This window comes from Mesorhizobium sp. M0715, assembly GCF_040320355.1.
Lineage (GTDB): Bacteria > Pseudomonadota > Alphaproteobacteria > Rhizobiales > Rhizobiaceae > Mesorhizobium.
The window spans coordinates 209,524-226,837 of record NZ_JAMYPL010000001.1; the positions used below are offsets into that span (position 1 = coordinate 209,524).

Annotated in this window: 15 protein-coding genes; 8 read left to right on the forward strand and 7 right to left on the reverse strand. The window is 63.2% G+C overall.

Annotated elements, in window-relative coordinates:
- Nucleotides 1–49 precede the first annotated feature (49 nt).
- Nucleotides 50–1,204 carry an ABC transporter substrate-binding protein gene (locus NKI21_RS00970; protein ID WP_023811674.1) on the reverse strand — a complete coding sequence of 385 codons (1,155 nt, stop codon included), beginning with the start codon at nucleotides 1,202–1,204 and terminating at the stop codon, nucleotides 50–52.
- A gap of 218 nt (nucleotides 1,205–1,422) precedes the next feature.
- Complete coding sequence (locus tag NKI21_RS00975) at nucleotides 1,423–2,334, reverse strand: LysR family transcriptional regulator (protein ID WP_023811673.1); 912 nt, start codon at nucleotides 2,332–2,334, stop codon at nucleotides 1,423–1,425.
- 87 nt (nucleotides 2,335–2,421) lie between these two features.
- Between NKI21_RS00975 and NKI21_RS00980 the strand changes: the two genes are divergently transcribed.
- Entirely contained in the window at nucleotides 2,422–2,871 is a 450-nt protein-coding gene (locus NKI21_RS00980; RefSeq protein ID WP_023811672.1) for an RrF2 family transcriptional regulator, read from the forward strand.
- Nucleotides 2,861–3,760 (forward strand): NAD(P)/FAD-dependent oxidoreductase, encoded by a 900-nt coding sequence (locus NKI21_RS00985; RefSeq protein ID WP_352864169.1) that lies wholly within the window; start codon nucleotides 2,861–2,863, stop codon nucleotides 3,758–3,760. The genes NKI21_RS00980 and NKI21_RS00985 overlap by 11 nt, the downstream gene beginning before the upstream one ends.
- On the opposite strand, the gene NKI21_RS00990 is transcribed toward NKI21_RS00985, so the two are convergent.
- Nucleotides 3,757–4,533: a DeoR/GlpR family DNA-binding transcription regulator gene (locus tag NKI21_RS00990; protein ID WP_023811670.1), complete on the reverse strand. Its 777-nt coding sequence runs from the start codon at nucleotides 4,531–4,533 to the stop codon at nucleotides 3,757–3,759. The genes NKI21_RS00985 and NKI21_RS00990 overlap by 4 nt on opposite strands.
- Nucleotides 4,534–4,931: 398 nt before the next feature.
- Between NKI21_RS00990 and NKI21_RS00995 the strand changes: the two genes are divergently transcribed.
- Nucleotides 4,932–5,819, forward strand: a complete 888-nt coding sequence (locus NKI21_RS00995; RefSeq protein ID WP_023811669.1) for a phosphotransferase family protein — start codon at nucleotides 4,932–4,934, stop codon at nucleotides 5,817–5,819.
- A complete protein-coding gene (locus NKI21_RS01000) occupies nucleotides 5,816–8,269 on the forward strand; it encodes a GcvT family protein (protein ID WP_128304830.1) in 2,454 nt (817 codons plus the stop codon). Before NKI21_RS00995 ends, NKI21_RS01000 begins: the two co-directional genes overlap by 4 nt.
- Before the next feature lies 1 nt (nucleotide 8,270).
- Here NKI21_RS01000 and NKI21_RS01005 read toward each other — a convergent pair whose 3' ends face one another.
- On the reverse strand, nucleotides 8,271–8,903 hold the full coding sequence (locus tag NKI21_RS01005; RefSeq protein ID WP_164893001.1) for a class I SAM-dependent DNA methyltransferase: 633 nt from the start codon (nucleotides 8,901–8,903) through the stop codon (nucleotides 8,271–8,273).
- A gap of 101 nt (nucleotides 8,904–9,004) precedes the next feature.
- Here NKI21_RS01005 and NKI21_RS01010 point away from each other — a divergent pair, with 101 nt between their 5' ends.
- Nucleotides 9,005–9,907: a phosphotransferase family protein gene (locus tag NKI21_RS01010; RefSeq protein WP_023811666.1), complete on the forward strand. Its 903-nt coding sequence runs from the start codon at nucleotides 9,005–9,007 to the stop codon at nucleotides 9,905–9,907.
- A 5-nt stretch (nucleotides 9,908–9,912) separates the two neighbouring features.
- Here NKI21_RS01010 and NKI21_RS01015 read toward each other — a convergent pair whose 3' ends face one another.
- On the reverse strand, nucleotides 9,913–10,836 hold the full coding sequence (locus NKI21_RS01015; RefSeq protein ID WP_023811665.1) for a DMT family transporter: 924 nt from the start codon (nucleotides 10,834–10,836) through the stop codon (nucleotides 9,913–9,915).
- A 106-nt stretch (nucleotides 10,837–10,942) separates the two neighbouring features.
- Nucleotides 10,943–12,223, reverse strand: coding sequence for an amidohydrolase family protein (locus NKI21_RS01020; RefSeq protein WP_352439719.1), 1,281 nt, complete (start codon nucleotides 12,221–12,223; stop codon nucleotides 10,943–10,945).
- 169 nt (nucleotides 12,224–12,392) lie between these two features.
- On the opposite strand from NKI21_RS01020, the gene NKI21_RS01025 reads away from it, so the two are divergent.
- Nucleotides 12,393–14,147 (forward strand): ABC transporter ATP-binding protein, encoded by a 1,755-nt coding sequence (locus NKI21_RS01025; RefSeq protein ID WP_352439720.1) that lies wholly within the window; start codon nucleotides 12,393–12,395, stop codon nucleotides 14,145–14,147.
- A 159-nt stretch (nucleotides 14,148–14,306) separates the two neighbouring features.
- On the opposite strand, the gene ilvD is transcribed toward NKI21_RS01025, so the two are convergent.
- Nucleotides 14,307–16,151, reverse strand: a complete 1,845-nt coding sequence (gene ilvD, locus NKI21_RS01030) for a dihydroxy-acid dehydratase (RefSeq protein WP_023811662.1) — start codon at nucleotides 16,149–16,151, stop codon at nucleotides 14,307–14,309.
- Nucleotides 16,152–16,348: 197 nt separating this feature from the next.
- Between ilvD and NKI21_RS01035 the strand changes: the two genes are divergently transcribed.
- The gene (locus tag NKI21_RS01035) at nucleotides 16,349–16,693 is read left to right on the forward strand and encodes an ArsR/SmtB family transcription factor (protein ID WP_023811661.1); all 345 of its coding nucleotides are present in this window, start codon (nucleotides 16,349–16,351) and stop codon (nucleotides 16,691–16,693) included.
- Nucleotides 16,694–16,765: 72 nt separating this feature from the next.
- Nucleotides 16,766–17,293: an SRPBCC family protein gene (locus tag NKI21_RS01040; protein WP_245273228.1), complete on the forward strand. Its 528-nt coding sequence runs from the start codon at nucleotides 16,766–16,768 to the stop codon at nucleotides 17,291–17,293.
- The last annotated feature ends 21 nt before the right edge of the window (nucleotides 17,294–17,314 follow it).

Below are 17,314 nucleotides of genomic sequence, written 5' to 3' on the forward strand. Positions count from 1 at the left end.
CCCCGACGCTATGCGTCGACCCTCCCCACGAGAGGGAGGGTAAGAAAAATCACCGCCCGCCGATGACGCCGATATAGTCCGACACCCAGCGGTAGTAGGGCACGCACTGGTCGTTCTGGGTGGTGCATTTCGACACCGGCGTCTTCCAGAACTTGATCTTGTCGAAATTCTCGTAGCCGTTGGTCTTGCAGCCTTCGTCGGTCAAAAGCTCGTTGCCCTTGCAGGCGGCGGGCACGACGGGCAGCGAACCGAACCAGGCCGAGACATCGCCCTGCACCTTGGGCGACAGCGAATGTTCCATCCACATATAGGCGCAGTTTGGGTTGGCCGAATCGGCTTCCATCATCGTGGTGTCGGCCCAACCGGTGGCGCCCTCCTCCGGGATGGTGGACGCGACCGGCTTCTTGGCGGCGACCAGCGTGTTGACCTGATACGGCCACGAGCCGGAAGCGACGACGCCTTCGTTCTGGAAATCGTCGACCTGAATGGCGGCGTCGTGCCAATAGCGGCCGACCAGCGTGCGCTGGACGCGCAGCAATTCCAGCGCAGCCTTGTACTGATCCTCGTTCAGTTCGTAGGGGTCCTTGATGCCGAGTTCCGGCTTGTGGAACATCAGATAGTTGGCGGCATCCGCGATGTGGATCGGCCCGTCATAGGCTTGGACGCGGCCCTTGTTGGACTTGCCGTCAGGCAGCTTCATTTCCTCGAAGACGATGTTCCAGCTCTTGGGAGCCTCCTTGAACACGTCGGTGTTGTACATGAGGACGTTCGGGCCCCACTGGTAAGGAACGCCGTAATGGGCGCCGCCGACGGTGAACCACGGCGCGTCCTTGAGGCGCTCGTCGACCGTCTTCCAGCTCGGGATGAGATCGGTGTTGATCGGCTGCACGCGCTTGCCGGCAACGAGGCGCAGCGAGGCATCGCCTGAAGCGGTGACGAGGTCGAAGCCGCCCTCATTCATCAGCGAGACCATTTCATCGGAGGTGTTGGCGGTCTTGACGTTGACCTTGCAGCCGGTCTCCTTCTCGAAGGAGGTCACCCAGTCATAACCCTTGTCGGTTTCGCCGCGCTCGATATAGCCTGGCCAGGCAACGATGTTGACCTGACCTTCGCCCTTGCCAAGTTCCTTGACCTGGGCGACGGCCTGACCGGAAAAGGTCAGCGCAACCGTCAGAGCAGTGCATGACTTCAGGAATGAATTCATTGTCGATCTCCCATTTAGGCGCCTGACCCTGAAAGCCGGTTTCGGTCTTCGCTAGGGGTCACGCGCGGACTGAAAACTGTCAGTTCGTCCATTGGGCTTGATGCCGCTCTGATGGCGGCTTTGGTCCCTAACCGAAAGTGCTTCGAAAATTCCGGTTTCGCAAATTCATTTATCAGAAGGGCGATATCGGTTTTTCCGATAGGTGGGCAGCCGATCTCTCAGGGACGCTGGCGGACCGTCCGTTGCGACTGGGCAAGGCCGATGAAATCGCGCGCCGCCTGCGGCAGACCGGAGCCGCGCCGCCAGACCATGCCGACCTGGACCACCGGCAAGGAGCCGGAAATATCGCGCGATTCGATGCGGTCGCCTTCCAGCGACCAGGGCCGGTAGACGAGGTCGGGCAGCAGCGCCACACCGGCGCCGGTGGCGACCAGACTGCGCACGGCCTCCACGGAACGGGTGCGGAAGGCGACATGCGGCTTGGCGCCGATCGCCGTCAGCAGCTTGCCGGTATTCTCCTCGATCTCGTCGACGGTCAGCATGATCAGCGTTTCGGAGGCAATGTCGCCAATGCCGATGATGTCGGCGCCGACGAGCGGATGACCGAGCGGCAGCCACAGCCGATAGGCCGAGACTTCGAGGATTTCCGACTGCAACGCGGTGCGGTCGCGCAAATTGGAGGTGACCATGACGGCAATGTCGAGCTTGCCGCCGATCAGGAGGTGTTCGAGATAATCGCCATTGTCCTCGATGGCAGAGACCTCGACGCCGGGATAGGCGCGGCGGTAGCGGGCGAGCAGATCCGACAGCACATAGCCGGCGACCAGCGAGGTGACGCCGAGCTGCAGCCGGCCGGCCGCCACCGTCTGCTCGCCCGAGAAAGAGCGGCGCGCGTCGGAAACGTCCGCGAGAATCTTCGTCGCGTGGCGCAGGAACTGGTGGCCCTTGTGGGTGATGTTGAGGCCACGCGGATGGCGTTCGAACAGTTCGACGCCGAGATCGCTTTCGAGCTCCTTGATCGCTTCGGTGACCGACGATTGCGAGATTGACAGGTTCTGCGCGGCGCCCGAGACCGTGCCTTGCTCGGCGACGGCGATGAAGAACTGCAACTGGCGGATGGTGAAAGCCATGGCCGGACTAAACACGGCGGACGCGATGCTGGGAAGTGGCAACCGGCGACACTTGACGGCTTCGCCAATCGTAACTAACTAAGTTACATGAAGCGCAACAGCCGACTGTCCTCGACCTTGCACATTCTCGTCCACATGGCCGAGAAGCCCGAACAGGCGCTGACCTCCGAGCAGCTTGCCACCTTCATCCACACCAATCCGGTTGTGGTCCGTCGCACCATCGCAGGCTTGCGCGATGCCGGCATCGTCACCTCGTCGCGCGGGCACGGTGGCGGCTGGCTGCTCGGGCGGGCGCCCGAGAAAATATCCTTGGCCGAGATCAGCGTCGCCCTTGGCGAGACGCTGCTGCCGTTCAGCACCGAGCCGGAAAGCCCCGGCTGCCTCGTCGAGCAGGCGGTGATCGCCGTGCTCGACGATTTTCGCATCGCCGCCGAAAAGCTGCTGGCGGAGAAACTGAGCCGCATCACGCTGGCCGACCTGACCGCCGATTTCCGCCGCCGTTTTGACCTCATTGGAGTCTCCAGCCATGCAGTATGATCTTGCCGTCGTCGGCGGCAGCTTTGCCGGCCTGTCCGCCGCCATCCAGGTGGCGCGCGCAGGACGCAAGGTGCTGGTGATCGACGCCGGCCAGCCGCGCAACCGCTTTGCCGAGCATTCGCACGGCTTCCTCGGACATGACGGGCGCGCGCCCGGCGCAATCCTGGATGACGCAAGGCGGCAGCTGCTGGCCTATCCGACAGCCAGGGTTGTCGACAGGCGTGCGGACAAGGCCGTTGCTGCTGACAGCAGCGATTTCGAAATCGCCACCGACAGCGGCGAGACATTCGGCGCCACACGGCTGGTGCTGGCCACCGGGGTGCGGGATATCCTGCCGGAGGTTGCCGGTCTTGCCGAGCTCTGGGGCAGAAAAGTGCTGCACTGCCCCTATTGCCACGGCTACGAGGTTTCCGGCGGGCCGCTCGGCGTGCTCGCAACCGGCCCGATGTCCCTGCATCAGGCGCAATTGATCGCCGATTGGGGCGATGTCACGCTGTTCGGCAACGGCCTGTTCGAGCCTGACACAGAGCAGATGCGCGCGCTGGAGAGCCGAAAGGTGCGGTTTGAGCCCACCAGCGTTGCCGAGCTGCGGGAAGACGGCTCCGGCGGGTTGATCGTCCACCTCGACGATAGCCGAAAGGCCGGCGTCAGGGCGATGTTCACCGCGCCGCGCAACACCATGGCCAGCCCGCTGGCCGAACAGCTCGGCTGCGGCTTCACCCAAGGCCTTCTCGGTCCGGTAATCACCGTCGATGACAGGCAGCAGACGACCGTGCCCGGCGTCTACGCCGCCGGCGACGCGGCACGCTCGATGCACAACATCGCCTTTGCGGTATCGGCTGGCACCTTTGCGGGCGTCTGCGCCCACCAGTCGCTGGTGTTTGGCTAAAACCCGGCTTCCTCGTCGGCGATGCTAAGCCGCGCGCCGGCCTGCGCAAGGGCGGCGGCCAGGTCGTGCGGCGGCGAGCGGTCGGTGGCGAGTTCGGAAAAGCTGTCGAAGCCGCAGACCTGGACCAGACCAAGACGGCCGAATTTCGAGTGATCGGTGATGACCAGGGACCGCTGGCCGCGCGACAGCACCATGCGGGCGAACTCGGCCTCATCCAGATCAAAATCCATGACGCCCATCACCGCGTCGACGCCGCCGGTGGAAATGATGGCGTGGCTGACCGAAAAACGACTGACAAAATCGATTGCCGAGGCGCCGAAAGCAGCGCCGGAATCGCTGCGCAGCTCGCCGCCCGCCATATAGACCTTGTTGCCGTTGATGGTGGCCAAGGTGCGGGCAATATCCGAGGAATTGGTGACGACCGTCAGGCGCCGGTGGCCAAGCAGTTCACGCGCAAGGAATGAGGTCGTCGTGCCGGTGTCGAGCATGATCGATTCGCCGTCGCGTATGGTGGCGGCGACCATGCGGGCAATGACGCGCTTGGCGTCGGCGTTCTCACGCATACGCCGCTCGAACGGCGCTTCGCCGATCATCGACGGCAGGCCGATGGCGCCATGCATCTTGAGGACAGAGCCATCACCAGTCAGTGGCTTGACGTCGCGGCGCACCGTCTCCAGCGACACGCCCAGCCGGTCGGCCAGACTGGCGATGGTGACGGTGCCCTCTTCCTGCACGAGACGCAGGATCTCGCCGTGTCGTTTGGACTGGGCCATCTGGTTTCCCGAACTGATGCTCTTGACCGATTTTAAGGTAATTCACATGCTTTTAAAGGAACTACCTTATGCTTTCGGGCAAAATACCCAAAAAAGGTCACACCTTTTTATTGACAAGCGGGCAGCCCTGGCGTGAAATCAAAGACATTAACGGGCTTCAGATCTGCGACTGGGGCAGAGCCGCAACTCAGTGATCAGGCTGTTTGGAGTGCCTGTTCAAGGAATTTTCAGATCCGCGGGGGCGGATGCCGGGCTCAAAAACCTGGCCAAGGGGCTCGTCGGTGCGGTGCGGGATACCGATCCTGGCGTCCCGCACCGACGAGATTATTTACGTTTCTCCCGCCATCGTTGCGCTGTTCACGGCGCCTTGTCGAAGCCCAGCAAACCAGGGATGTTCCGTGACCGCCGAAGATCGCATCCGCGCCCTGCCCTGCTGGACCGGTGGCATCGAGATCGCACCGCTGCCCGGCGGCCTGAGCAACGCGAATTATGTGGTCACGGACGCGGCCGGACGACATGTCGTGCGCTTCGGCAAGGACTATCCGTTCCACCATGTCTTTCGCGAGCGCGAGGTTATGACCGCGCGGGCGGCGCATGCCGCCGGTTTCGCGCCAGCCGTCCGCCATGCCGAACCGGGCATACTGGTAACGGAATTTCTCGGTGCGAAAACCTATCTGGCGGAAGACGTGCGCGCCAATCTCGGCCGCGTCGCGGCTCTGATGCGCGCCTTCCACCGGGAAATGCCCAATCACGTCTCCGGCGCCGGCTTCATGTTTTGGGTGTTCCATGTCATTCGCGACTATGCGCGCACGCTTGAAGAAGGCGGCAGCCGCAAGCGCAGCGACTTGCCGCATCTGCTGACGCTGGCCGACGAACTGGAGCGCGCGCAGAAGCTGCTGCCGATCGTTTTTGGCCACAATGATCTGCTGCCGGCCAACATTCTCGATGACGGCAACAGGCTGTGGCTGATCGACTTCGAATATGCCGGTTTCAACACGGCGATGTTCGACCTCGCAGGCGCCGCCTCCAACGCCGGCATGAGCGACGAGGAATCCTTCGCCTTCCTGACAGCCTACTTCATGAAGGAGCCGGACGATGCGATCCGCCGTTCGCACGCGGCCATGCAATGCGCCTCGCTGCTGCGCGAGGCGATGTGGAGCATGGTCTCCGAGCTCTATCTCGACGCGCCAGGCATCGACTACGTCGCCTACACCGAGGAAAACCTCGTCCGGCTCGACGCGGCACTGGAAAACTACCGGACAAAATACGGGATACAGAAATCATGACATTGCCGAGCCAGGCCGCCATCGTCGTCATCGGCGGCGGCATCATCGGCTGTTCGACGGCCTATCATCTGGCGCGCGACCATAAGGCTGACGTGGTGCTGCTGGAGCAGGGCAAGCTGACCTCGGGTTCGACCTGGCATGCCGCCGGCCTTGTCGGGCAATTGCGCTCGTCGGCGTCTATCACCCGCGTGCTGAAATACTCCGTCGACCTCTACAAGGGACTGGAGGCCGAGACCGGTCTCGCCACCGGCTGGAAGATGACCGGCTGCCTCAGGCTCGCCACCAATGCCGACCGCTGGACGGAGTACAAAAGGCTGGCGACAACAGCAAAAAGCTTCGGCATGGACATGCAATTGCTGTCGCCGGACGAGGTGAAAAGAATGTGGCCGCTGCTGGAGACCGGCGATCTCGTCGGCGCCTCCTGGCTGCCGACCGATGGCCAGGCGAGCCCCTCCGACATCACGCAGTCGCTGGCCAAGGGCGCGCGCATGCATGGCGCCAAACTGTTCGAGGATGTCCGTGTCACCGGCTTCGAAATGAAGGACGGCCGCATCACGGCGGTGAAGACCAGCAAGGGCGACATCGCCTGCGACAAGGTGGTCAACTGTGCGGGCCAATGGGCGCGGCAAGTGGGGGCCATGGCCGGCATCAACGTGCCGCTTCAGCCGGTGAAGCACCAGTACATCATCACCGAGAAGATCGACGGTCTGGCGACCGACGCGCCGACCATCCGCGACCCTGACCGACGCACCTATTTCAAGGAGGAAGTCGGCGGGCTGGTGATGGGCGGCTATGAGCCGAACCCGCAGGCCTGGGCGACTGGTCTCCCCGGCGGCGACGTACCCAATGATTGGGAGTTCAGGCTGTTCGACGACGACTACGACCATTTCGAGCAGCACATGAGCCAAGCGATCGCGCGCGTGCCGGCGCTGGAAACCGTCGGCGTCAAGCAGATGATCAACGGGCCGGAGAGTTTTACGCCGGACGGCAATTTCATTCTCGGCACAGCGCCCGAATGTGCCAACATGTTCGTCGGCGCCGGCTTCAACGCCTTCGGCATCGCCTCGGGCGGCGGCGCCGGCTGGGTGCTGGCGCAGTGGGTGGTCGACGGCGAAGCGCCGCTCGACCTTTGGGTGGTCGACATCAGGCGCTTTTCCAACCTGCACCGCGACCGTCAGTGGGTCCGCGACCGCACGCTGGAGGCCTATGGCAAGCACTATACGATCGGCTTCCCGCATGAGGAGTACGCCAGCGGGAGGCCCCGTATCCTCTCGCCGCTCTACGACAGGCTGAAACAGCATAATGCTGTGTTCGGCTCGAAGCTCGGCTGGGAGCGGCCGAACTGGTTCGCGCCCGAAGGCGTCGAGCCGCAGGACATCTATTCGATGGGCCAGCAGAACTGGTTCGCGGCGGTCGGCGACGAACACCGTCATGTGCGCGAAAAGGTTGGCATATTCGATCAATCCTCCTTCGCCAAATACGAGTTGAGCGGGCCCGATGCGCTGAAGGCGCTGGACTGGATCTGCGCCAACGACGTCAGCAAACCGGTCGGCCGGCTGACCTACACGCAGCTTCTCAACACGCGCGGCGGTATCGAGGCTGATCTCACTGTGGCGAGGCTGGCCGAGGAGAAATTCTACATCGTCACCGGCACAGGTTTCCGCACGCATGATTTCTCATGGATCAGCGATCATATCGGCGAAGGGCTCGACGCCAGGCTTGTCGACGTCACCGAGGATTTCGGCACGCTGTCGCTGATGGGTCCTCGGGCGCGCGACGTGCTCTCGGCGGCGACCGGAACCGACGTGTCGAATGCCGGCTTCCCGTTCGGCCATGTGCATGAGATTGCCATCGCCGGCCACACGGTTCGGGCGCTGCGCGTCACCTATGTCGGCGAACTCGGCTGGGAACTGCATGTGCCGATCGCGGCCACCGGCGAAGTCTTCGACGCGCTGCTGGCGGCAGGCGAGAAGCATGACATCCGCCCGGTCGGCTATCGGGCGCTGGAATCGCTAAGGCTGGAAAAAGGCTATCGCGCCTGGGGCTCCGACATCACCCCCAACGACACGCCGCAGGAAGCCGGGCTCGGTTGGGCGGTCAAGCTGCGCAAGAACACCGATTTCGTTGGACGGCGCGCGCTGGAGAAGACCAGCGGCGCGGCACTGAAGAAACGCTTTGCCGGCTTCACGGTCGACGACCCCGAGATCGTGCTGCTCGGTCGCGAAACCATACTGCGCAATGGCGATCCGGTCGGTTATCTCAGCAGCGGTGGTTATGGCTACACGCTGGGCAAGACCATCGGCTACGGCTATGTGCGCAACGCCGACGGGGTGAGCGACGATTTTCTGGTCTCGGGCGACTATGAACTGGTGGTTGCGATGGAGAGGACACCGGCCAAGATCCATCTCGAGCCGATGTACGACCCGGCAGGCGCCAGGGTCAAAGCGTAGGTCAGGTCACGCGCAGTGCGAGACCGCGGCTGGGCACGGTGTCGGCTTCGCCCGGCATGGAGACGTAAGGGCGCGTTTCCTCGACGCGGGTGACGAGGCCTTGCGCCTCGATCTCGCCGACACGCGTGGCAAAGCCGGCATCCCACAGCGTGTTCTTGACCGTCAGCACGATCACGCCGCCCGGGCGGCAGATGCGGATTAGCTCGTCCAGCCCCTCGACGCCGACATGGCCCGAGGTGAAGACGCCGGCCGAGATGATCCCGGCATAGGCATCATCGGCAAAGGGCAGATGACCGCCGAGCGCCAGGCAATGGAGCGCGGAATAGACGCCCTTGCGGGCCGCCTGATCCAGCATGCCTTGTGAAATATCGAGTGCCTCGACTTGCGGGTAACCAGCAATATCAAGCCATTCGCCGATGAGCCCGGTGCCGGCCCCGGCATCGAGCAGCGGTGCTGAACCGCGCGGCAGATGGCGGGCCAGCAAGGCAAGGCAGATCGTCGGATGGCGATAGCCGGCGGCCGACATGTCGGCGTCATAGGTTTCCGACCAGCGATCATAGAGTGCGGCCACCTCTTCGGGCCGCTTTGCCGCGTAGGCCGCGCCGAGCGCGCCATGATGTTTGCTGTCCGCCACTTTTATCCAGTCCGCCAATTTTTGATCTCGCAGTGATGATAGCCAAAGCGCGAAAATTGTGGAACCGTCGCTGCGACAAATAACGGCGTGGGGGCGCAGGCATGGTGACTGACGAGGCGCGTGCGGCACTGGACGCCATTCCCATGCTGGCCGGCTACAGCGGGCCGCTGGAACGGCTGGGCGGCCTCACCAACCTCGTCTTCAAGGCCGGCGACTTCTGCCTGCGCATTCCCGGCAAGGGCACCGAGGAATACATCAACCGGGCCAACGAAGCAGTGGCTGCACGCGAAGCGGCAAAGGCAGGGGTCAGTCCCGAGGTGCTGCATGTCGACCCCGGCACCGGGGTGATGGTGACACGCTACATCGCCGGCGCCGAAACGATGTCGCCGGAGAAATTCCGGACACGTCCGGGCAGTCCGGCCCGCGCCGGCGAGGCCTTTCGCAAGCTGCACGATTCAGGCGCGGTGTTTCCCTTCCGCTTCGAATTGTTCGCGATGATCGACGATTACCTCAAGGTGCTGTCCACCAAGGAGGTCGCCCTGCCCGCCGGTTATCATGACGTGGTGCGCGACGCCGAGAGCGTGCGCTCGGCGCTGGCCGCCTATCCGCTGCCGCTCGTTGCCTGCCACTGCGATCCGCTGTGCGAGAACTTTCTCGATACCGGCGAGCGGATGTGGATCGTCGACTGGGAGTATTCGGGCATGAATGACCCACTCTGGGACCTTGGCGACCTCAGCGTGGAAGGCAAATTCGACACGGGGCAGGATGAGGAGATGATGCGCGCCTATTTCGGCGGCGAGGCCAAGCCGGCGGAGCGCGGCCGCATCGTCATCTACAAGGCGATGTGCGACCTGTTGTGGACGCTGTGGGGGCTGATCCAGCTCGCCAACAACAATCCGGTCGATGATTTTCGCGCCTATGCCGACGGTCGGTTCGCGCGCTGCAAGGCGCTGATGGAGACGACGGAGTTTTCACGGCACCTGGCGGCGATACGTCAGGGCTGAGCCTACTAATTCACGCCCTTCGGCACGTTTTCGGGCGGCACCGCAGTCTCGACCACTTTCTGGCGGTGGAAGATGAACAGGCCGGCCAGAACGACGATGCCCGAGCCGATCAGTATGCGCGGGCCTGGCACGTCGCCGAAGAATGCCAGTCCGAACACCACCGCCCACAGCAGCAGCGTGTAGTGCAGCGGCGCCAATGTCGAAGCCGGCGCCAGCTTGAGCGCCCTGGTGATCATCAGATGCGCGCCGCAGGAGACGATGCCGAGCAGCAGCATGGCGCCGAGATCGAGCGCCGACGGCGTCTGCCAGGCGCCGATGGTCAGCACACCCCCGACCAGCAGCGTGCCGATAGTCTGCCATGTCACCAGATTGGTGTCGCTGGTGCCGCGCAGCCGGCGGTTGAGGATGATGGCGAAGGCGAAGGAGATGCTGCCCACCAGCGCAAAGCCCGACGACAGCGAGAACGCCGCCGAGGACGGTTTCAGCATGATCAAAACGCCGCAGAAGCCGAGCAGGATCGCCATCCAGCGGCGCCAACCGACCTTTTCGCCAAGCAAGAGGTGCGAGAGCGCCGCAACGTAGATCGGCCCGGCCATGTAGAAACTCATGACATCGGCAAGCGGCAGATAGACCACGGCGGCATAAAAGAGCGCGGTGTCGAGCGTGGTCATGACAACGCGCAGCAGCTGCAGCTCCAAGCGCTCCATGCGAAACAGCTTGGCCGTGCCTTGATGGGCAATCATCGGGCCAAGCACGAAAAAGGCGCCGATGGAGCGGATCAGCACCACCTGACCGACGGAGAAGCTGGCGACCAGCCACTTGCCCATGGCGTCGTTCAGCGCAAACAGGAAGTCGCCGGCCAGCATCAGCAGAATGCCGGCCAGAAGCACATTCCTGATCGTCGAATTCTGCGCCACGGGCTGCGTCATGCCGATCCCGATTCCTCCCTGGTAAGCCGCGTCGTAGACGGAAGCGGCGGCTTTGACGAGGAGAATTCGGGCAATGGGTAAGACCAGCGCCAGGAATCGGCTGTATCTAGCTGGATATGTGCCGCCGGTTCACCATTCCCGGCCTTCCGTCGATGGACAGCCTGGTTTCCTGCTTCGTCCGCTCCGCCACCACCTTGCCCCTGGCGATGACGCACAGGCGCTCGGCGCGCAAGCGCAGGGCTTCGACCGGATTGCCGGCATCGAGGACGACAAGGCTGGCGCGCTTGCCGACCGCCAGGCCGAGATGATCGAGGCCCATGATCGCGGCATTGACGTTGGTGACCATGTCGAAGCAGCGCGCCATCTCGGCCGGGCTCGACATCTGAGCAACGTGCAGACCCATGAAGGCGACATCGAGCATGTCGGCGGTGCCAAGCGAATACCAGGGATCGAGCACGCAATCCTGGCCCCAGCCGACGCGAATGCCGAGCGCCAGCATCTCCTTGACCCGAGTCAGGCCGCGGCGCTTCGGGAAGGTGTCGTGGCGGCCCTGCAGCATGATGTTGATCAGCGGATTGGGAATGACCGAGACGCCGGCCTCGGCGATCAGCGGCAGCAGCTTCGAGACGTAGTAATTGTCCATCGAATGCATCGATGTGAGATGCGAGCCGGCCACCCTGTTTTGCAGACCAAGGCGCTGCGTCTCATAGGCAAGCTGTTCGATGTGACGCGACAGCGGGTCGTCGGTCTCGTCGCAATGCAGGTCGACCATCAGGCCGCGTTTGGCCGCGATCTCGCACAGCTCCGTTACCGAACGCGTGCCGTCGGCCATGGTGCGCTCGAAATGGGGGATGCCGCCGACAATGTCGACGCCCATGTCCAATGCGCGGATGGTGTTCTCACGTGCCGTCGGCGAGCGGTAGAACCCGTCCTGCGGGAAGGCGACCAGTTGCAGGTCGATATAGGGGGCGACCGTCTTCTTGACCTCGAGCAGCGCCTCGACCGCCAGCAGCCTGTCATCGCAGACATCGACATGGGTGCGGATTGCGAGCAGGCCCATCGACACCGCCCAGTCGCAATAGGCCAATGCGCGATCACGCACCGCCTCATGCGTCAAAAGCGGCTTCAACTCGCCCCATAGCGAAATGCCTTCGAGCAGCGTACCCGACGCGTTGATGCGCGGAATGCCGTATGAGAGCGTCGCGTCCATGTGGAAATGCGGATCGACGAAGGGCGGCGAGACCAGATTGCCACGGGCGTCGATCTCGGTTCGCGCGGAACCCTGCATAACGGGCTCGATCGCTGCGATCGTCTCACCGCTGATGCCTATGTCGGCAACCCTGCCATCAGGCAGCGTGCCGCCGCGAACGATAAGGTCGAAATCCATCTGTCGTCATCCCGTCAAAAGAATCATCTGATATAGCCGAGGCTGAAAATCGCATCCCGTCGATGCCGCTTGCAACAGCGGTTTGTCCGCAGCGGCCGCGGATGGTTCCATCCGGCCGCAACTCCCTCTATAAGCCGCCTTCGTTGTCCCGGTTTCAAGGATCCGCCGTTTGTTTCGTTTCTTCCGCTCGACGGAAAACCAGCGCCTCGTTGCGAGGTTGATCCGGGAATCCTTTTACCAGCACAGGTTTGGCTACGGCGCCGCGATCTTGTCGATGCTTGTGGTGGCCGCCACGACCGGCGCCAGCGCCTGGATTCTCAAAGAGATCACCGACGAATTCGTGGTCTTCAAGCGGATTGACCGCGTCAACCTGATTGCGGCGGGGGTCGCCACGATCTTCATTCTCAAGGGTCTCGCCAACTTCATCCAGGCTTATTTCATGAGCCGGGTCGGCAACGCCATTATCGCCGATCGCCAGCGCAAGATCTACGACCGCATCCTGGCGCAAGGCATCGAATTCTACCATTCGACCTCGTCGTCCGACCTGATCACACGCATGACCAACAATGCGCAGGCTGCGCGCAACGTGCTCGACCTCGTTGTCACGTCCTATGTGCGCGACCTGTTGTCGCTGGTTGTCCTGGTAGGAGTCATGGTCTGGCAGCAGCCAGCCTTGTCCATAATCTGCTTTGTCGTCGGCCCCTTGGCTATCTACGGGGTCAACCGCATCCTCAAACGTGTTCGCAAGTTCGCCGCGATGGAGTTTCGCTCGGTCGGCCAGATCGTGCAGGTGATGCAGGAAACGGCAATCGGCGTGCGCGTCGTCAAATCCTTCAACCTCGAAGGCGCAATGCGCAACCGCATGTACAAGGCCGTGTCGGACGTCGAGAACCGGGCCAACAACATCGCGACGCTGGAGGCTGCGACAAGCCCGGTGATGGAGACGCTGGCCGGACTGGCAATTGCCGGGGCCATCTTCGTCAGCGGCTTCCTGGTCTTGCAAGGCGGCCAGATGCCTGGAAACATCATGGCCTTCATCGGGGCGCTCCTGTTCGCCTATGAGCCGGCAAAGCGCCTTGCGCGCGTGCGCATATCGCTGGAAAGCGGCATTGTCGGCGTGCGCATGATGTTCGAGCTCGCCGACCAGCCGCTGACTCTGGTCGAGAAGCCGGACGCGAAGCCGCTTCTGGCCGGACCGGGCGAGATCCGGTTCGACGCCGTCGACTTCGCTTATCAGAACGGGCCGCCGGTGCTGGACAGGTTCGATCTGACGCTTGCGCCCGGCAAGATGACGGCGCTGGTCGGGCCTTCCGGCGGCGGCAAGTCGACGATTCTAAACCTGATCATGCGCATGTACGACCCGAAGAGCGGCAAGGTGCTGTTCGATGGTCAGGATATTTCCCATGCGACGCTCGCATCGCTGCGGGAAAAGATCGCCTATGTCAGCCAGGACACGTTCCTGTTTGCCGGCACCATCATGCACAACATCCGGCTTGGGCGCGAGGGTGCGACCGACGAAGAGGTGATCGCCGCCGCCAAGGCGGCCAACGCCCATGACTTCATCAGCGCGCAGGCGAAAGGCTACGAGACGGATGTCGGCGAGAATGGCGGCCTGCTGTCGGGCGGCCAACGCCAACGGATCTCGATCGCACGCGCCATGCTGCGCAATGCCGAGATCCTGCTTCTGGACGAAGCGACCAGCGCGCTCGATGCCGAATCGGAAGCACTGTTCCGAGACGCGCTGCAGCAATTGACGGAAGGCCGCACGACGGTCGTTATCGCGCACCGTCTGTCAACCGTGCACCAGGCAGACACGATCGTGGTGCTCGAAGCCGGCAAGGTGGTGGAAAGCGGCCCGCACAAGACCTTGCTCAAGCAGGGCGGGCTTTACCAGAAGCTTTATGAGTATCAGTTGATGCCGTGATGGTGTTCCGGATGTTGGAGCCAGCCCCCCTTATCCGGCCCTTCGGGCCACCTTCTCCCCGAGGGGAGAAGAGATCGTCAGCGCCGGCGCCAGCCTCTTCTCCCCTGCGGGGAGAAGGTGGCCGCGTAGCGGCCGGATGAGGGGGCCTGGGCGCGAACCTTATTCCGGCACAAACCTGACCGCGCCCTTGGCCGCGCTGGTCGCCATCGCGGCATAGGCGCGCAAGGCGGTCGTCACCTTGCGCTTGCGCTTTTCCTCGGGCTTCCAGGCCAGGGCGCCCCTGGCCTCCATAGCAGCACGGCGCGCTGCCAGTTCGGCATCGTCGACAGCCAGGCGGATGCTGCGGTTGGGGATGTCGATCTCGATCGTATCGCCCTCCTGCACGAGCCCGATCAGCCCGCCTTCGGCGGCTTCCGGCGATGCGTGGCCGATCGACAGGCCCGAGGTGCCGCCGGAGAAGCGGCCGTCGGTGACCAGAGCGCAGGCCTTGCCGAGCCCTTTCGACTTCAGATAGCTGGTTGGATAAAGCATTTCCTGCATGCCTGGGCCGCCGCGCGGCCCTTCATAGCGGATGACGACCACATCGCCGGCCTTGATCTCGTTCGACAGGATCGCCTTGACGCTGGAATCCTGGCTTTCGAACACGCGGGCCGGGCCGGTGAACTTCAGGATCGATTCATCGACGCCGGCCGTCTTCACGATGCAGCCGTCGAGCGCCAGATTGCCTTTCAGCACGGCGAGGCCGCCATCCTTGGAAAAGGGATGTTCGGTCGAGCGGATGACGCCTTTCTCGCGGTCGAGATCGAGTTCGTCCCAGCGGCGGTCCTGGCTGAAAGCGACCTGTGTCGGCACGCCACCAGGGGCGGCGAGGAAGAAATCGCGCACACTCTGGCTGGTCGTGCGAGAAATATCCCAATGGTCGAGCGCTTCGCCCAGGGTTCGCGTGTGCACCGTCGGCAGGTCGCGGTTGAGCAGGCCGGCATTGTCGAGCTGGCCGAGGATGGCCATGATGCCGCCGGCGCGGTGCACGTCTTCCATGTGCACGTCGGACTTGGCCGGAGCAACCTTGCACAGCACCGGCACCTTGCGCGACAGCGCGTCGATGTCGTCCTGATCGAAATCGATTTCGCCCTCATGCGCGGCGGCGAGAATGTGCAGCACGGTGTTGGTCGAGCCGCCCATGGCGATGTCGAGCGTCATAGCGTTCTCGAACGCACCTTTGGAGGCGATGTTGCGTGGCAGCGCGGTTTCGTCGTCCTGCTCGTAATAGCGCTGGGCGAGATCGACGATCAGGTGGCCGGCCTCGACGAACAGCCGCTTGCGGTCGGCATGCGTGGCCAGCGTCGAGCCGTTGCCGGGCAATGAAAGGCCAAGCGCCTCGGTCAGGCAATTCATCGAATTGGCGGTGAACATGCCCGAGCAGGAGCCGCAGGTCGGGCAGGCCGAGCGCTCGATGACCTTGACGTCCTCGTCGGAAATTCTGTCGTCGGCGGCCGCCACCATGGCATCGACCAGGTCGAGAGCCTGCGTCTTGCCGGCGAGCACCACCTTGCCGGCTTCCATCGGGCCGCCGGAAACGAAGACGGTAGGGATGTTGAGGCGCAACGATGCCATCAGCATGCCGGGCGTGATCTTGTCGCAATTGGAGATGCAGACCATGGCGTCGGCACAGTGAGCGTTGACCATGTATTCGACGGAATCGGCGATCAGCTCGCGCGACGGCAGCGAATAGAGCATGCCGTCATGGCCCATGGCGATGCCGTCGTCGACGGCGATGGTGTTGAATTCCTTGGCGACGCCGCCGGCCTTCTCGATCTCGCGCGCGACCAACTGGCCGAGATCCTTGAGATGGACATGGCCCGGCACGAACTGGGTGAAGGAGTTGACCACCGCGATGATCGGCTTGCCGAAATCCGAGTCCTTCATGCCGGTGGCGCGCCAGAGGCCGCGAGCGCCGGCCATGTTGCGGCCATGGGTGGTGGTGCGGGAGCGATAGGCAGGCATGTTTTTTCCTTGGTGGCTGGCCACAGCCAGGCATGGCGCGGCGGAGCTGAATTCGGACCGCAGGCGTTATAGACGCGCAAGCCCGGTCTGGCCACAATTTTGCAATGCGCCAGAACGCAAGGCGCAACTTGGTTGACGAGGATCATTCATCTGTATATAGCCAAATGGGTATATACCTTATTGGCTATGGATGACAGATGAACCAGCTGGACGCTATCTTTGCCGCGCTCGCCGATCCAACACGGCGCGCCATCCTTGCGCGGCTCATCCAGGGCGAAGCTTCGGTCATGGAGCTCGCCGAACCCTTCGCGATGAGCCAACCGTCTATTTCCAAGCATCTCAAGGTGCTGGAAAACGCTGGGCTGATCTCTCGTGGCCGCGACGCGCAGCGCCGGCCATGCCGGCTGGAAGCCGAGCCGCTAGCCGAGGCCAATGACTGGCTGGAGCGTTATCGCAAAATCTGGGAAGGCAATTTCCAGCGCCTCGACGCCCTGTTGGGCGCCATGCAAGCCGAAAAAGCTCCCGGCGAGGCAGACCAATAGCCGGAAAAAATCGGGACCTGTGTCGGATCGCCGGCCGGCCGGCCGTCCTTGGACAACATAAGGAGGATCATCGTGAGCACCACAATTCTTCCCGGCTCAACCGTCGCCACCTTGACAGTGACCACGCCCAGCGACCGTGAGATCCAGATCACCCGCCTCTTCGCGGCGCCACGGCCGATGGTCTTCGACTGCTGGACGGTGCCGGAGCTGCTGAAGGGCTGGCTGCACGGCCCGGACGGCTGGCGTCTGACGGTCTGCGAGATCGACCTCAGAGTCGGCGGCGCGACGCGTTATGTCTGGCAGCACCGCGACGGTCGCAGTATGGGTATGAGCGGCGCCTATCGCGAAATCGTACGGCCGAGCCGGATCGTCGCAACCGAACTGTTCGACGAGGACTGGACCGGTGGCGAAACGATCGGAACGGTGACCTTTACCGATCAGACCGGCAAAACCCTTTTAACGCAGACGGTGCTCTACGCTTCGCAAACAGCCCGTGACGGCGCTCTCGGCACCGGCATGACCAGCGGCATGGCCAACAGCTACGCCCAGCTCGACGCCTATCTTTTTTCACTCCAGGACGCCGCTAAGGGCGCCGCCTGACCCTTCCCCAAAGAAATGCCA

Coding starts and splice junctions, on each gene's coding strand:
- NKI21_RS00970 (WP_023811674.1), bottom strand. CDS start 1,204: ATGAATTCATTCCTGAAGTCATGCACTGCTCTGACGGTTGCGCTGACC.
- NKI21_RS00975 (WP_023811673.1), bottom strand. CDS start 2,334: ATGGCTTTCACCATCCGCCAGTTGCAGTTCTTCATCGCCGTCGCCGAG.
- NKI21_RS00980 (WP_023811672.1), top strand. CDS start 2,422: ATGAAGCGCAACAGCCGACTGTCCTCGACCTTGCACATTCTCGTCCAC.
- NKI21_RS00985 (WP_352864169.1), top strand. CDS start 2,861: ATGCAGTATGATCTTGCCGTCGTCGGCGGCAGCTTTGCCGGCCTGTCC.
- NKI21_RS00990 (WP_023811670.1), bottom strand. CDS start 4,533: ATGGCCCAGTCCAAACGACACGGCGAGATCCTGCGTCTCGTGCAGGAA.
- NKI21_RS01000 (WP_128304830.1), top strand. CDS start 5,816: ATGACATTGCCGAGCCAGGCCGCCATCGTCGTCATCGGCGGCGGCATC.
- NKI21_RS01010 (WP_023811666.1), top strand. CDS start 9,005: ATGGTGACTGACGAGGCGCGTGCGGCACTGGACGCCATTCCCATGCTG.
- NKI21_RS01015 (WP_023811665.1), bottom strand. CDS start 10,836: ATGACGCAGCCCGTGGCGCAGAATTCGACGATCAGGAATGTGCTTCTG.
- NKI21_RS01020 (WP_352439719.1), bottom strand. CDS start 12,223: ATGGATTTCGACCTTATCGTTCGCGGCGGCACGCTGCCTGATGGCAGG.
- ilvD (WP_023811662.1), bottom strand. CDS start 16,151: ATGCCTGCCTATCGCTCCCGCACCACCACCCATGGCCGCAACATGGCC.
- NKI21_RS01035 (WP_023811661.1), top strand. CDS start 16,349: ATGAACCAGCTGGACGCTATCTTTGCCGCGCTCGCCGATCCAACACGG.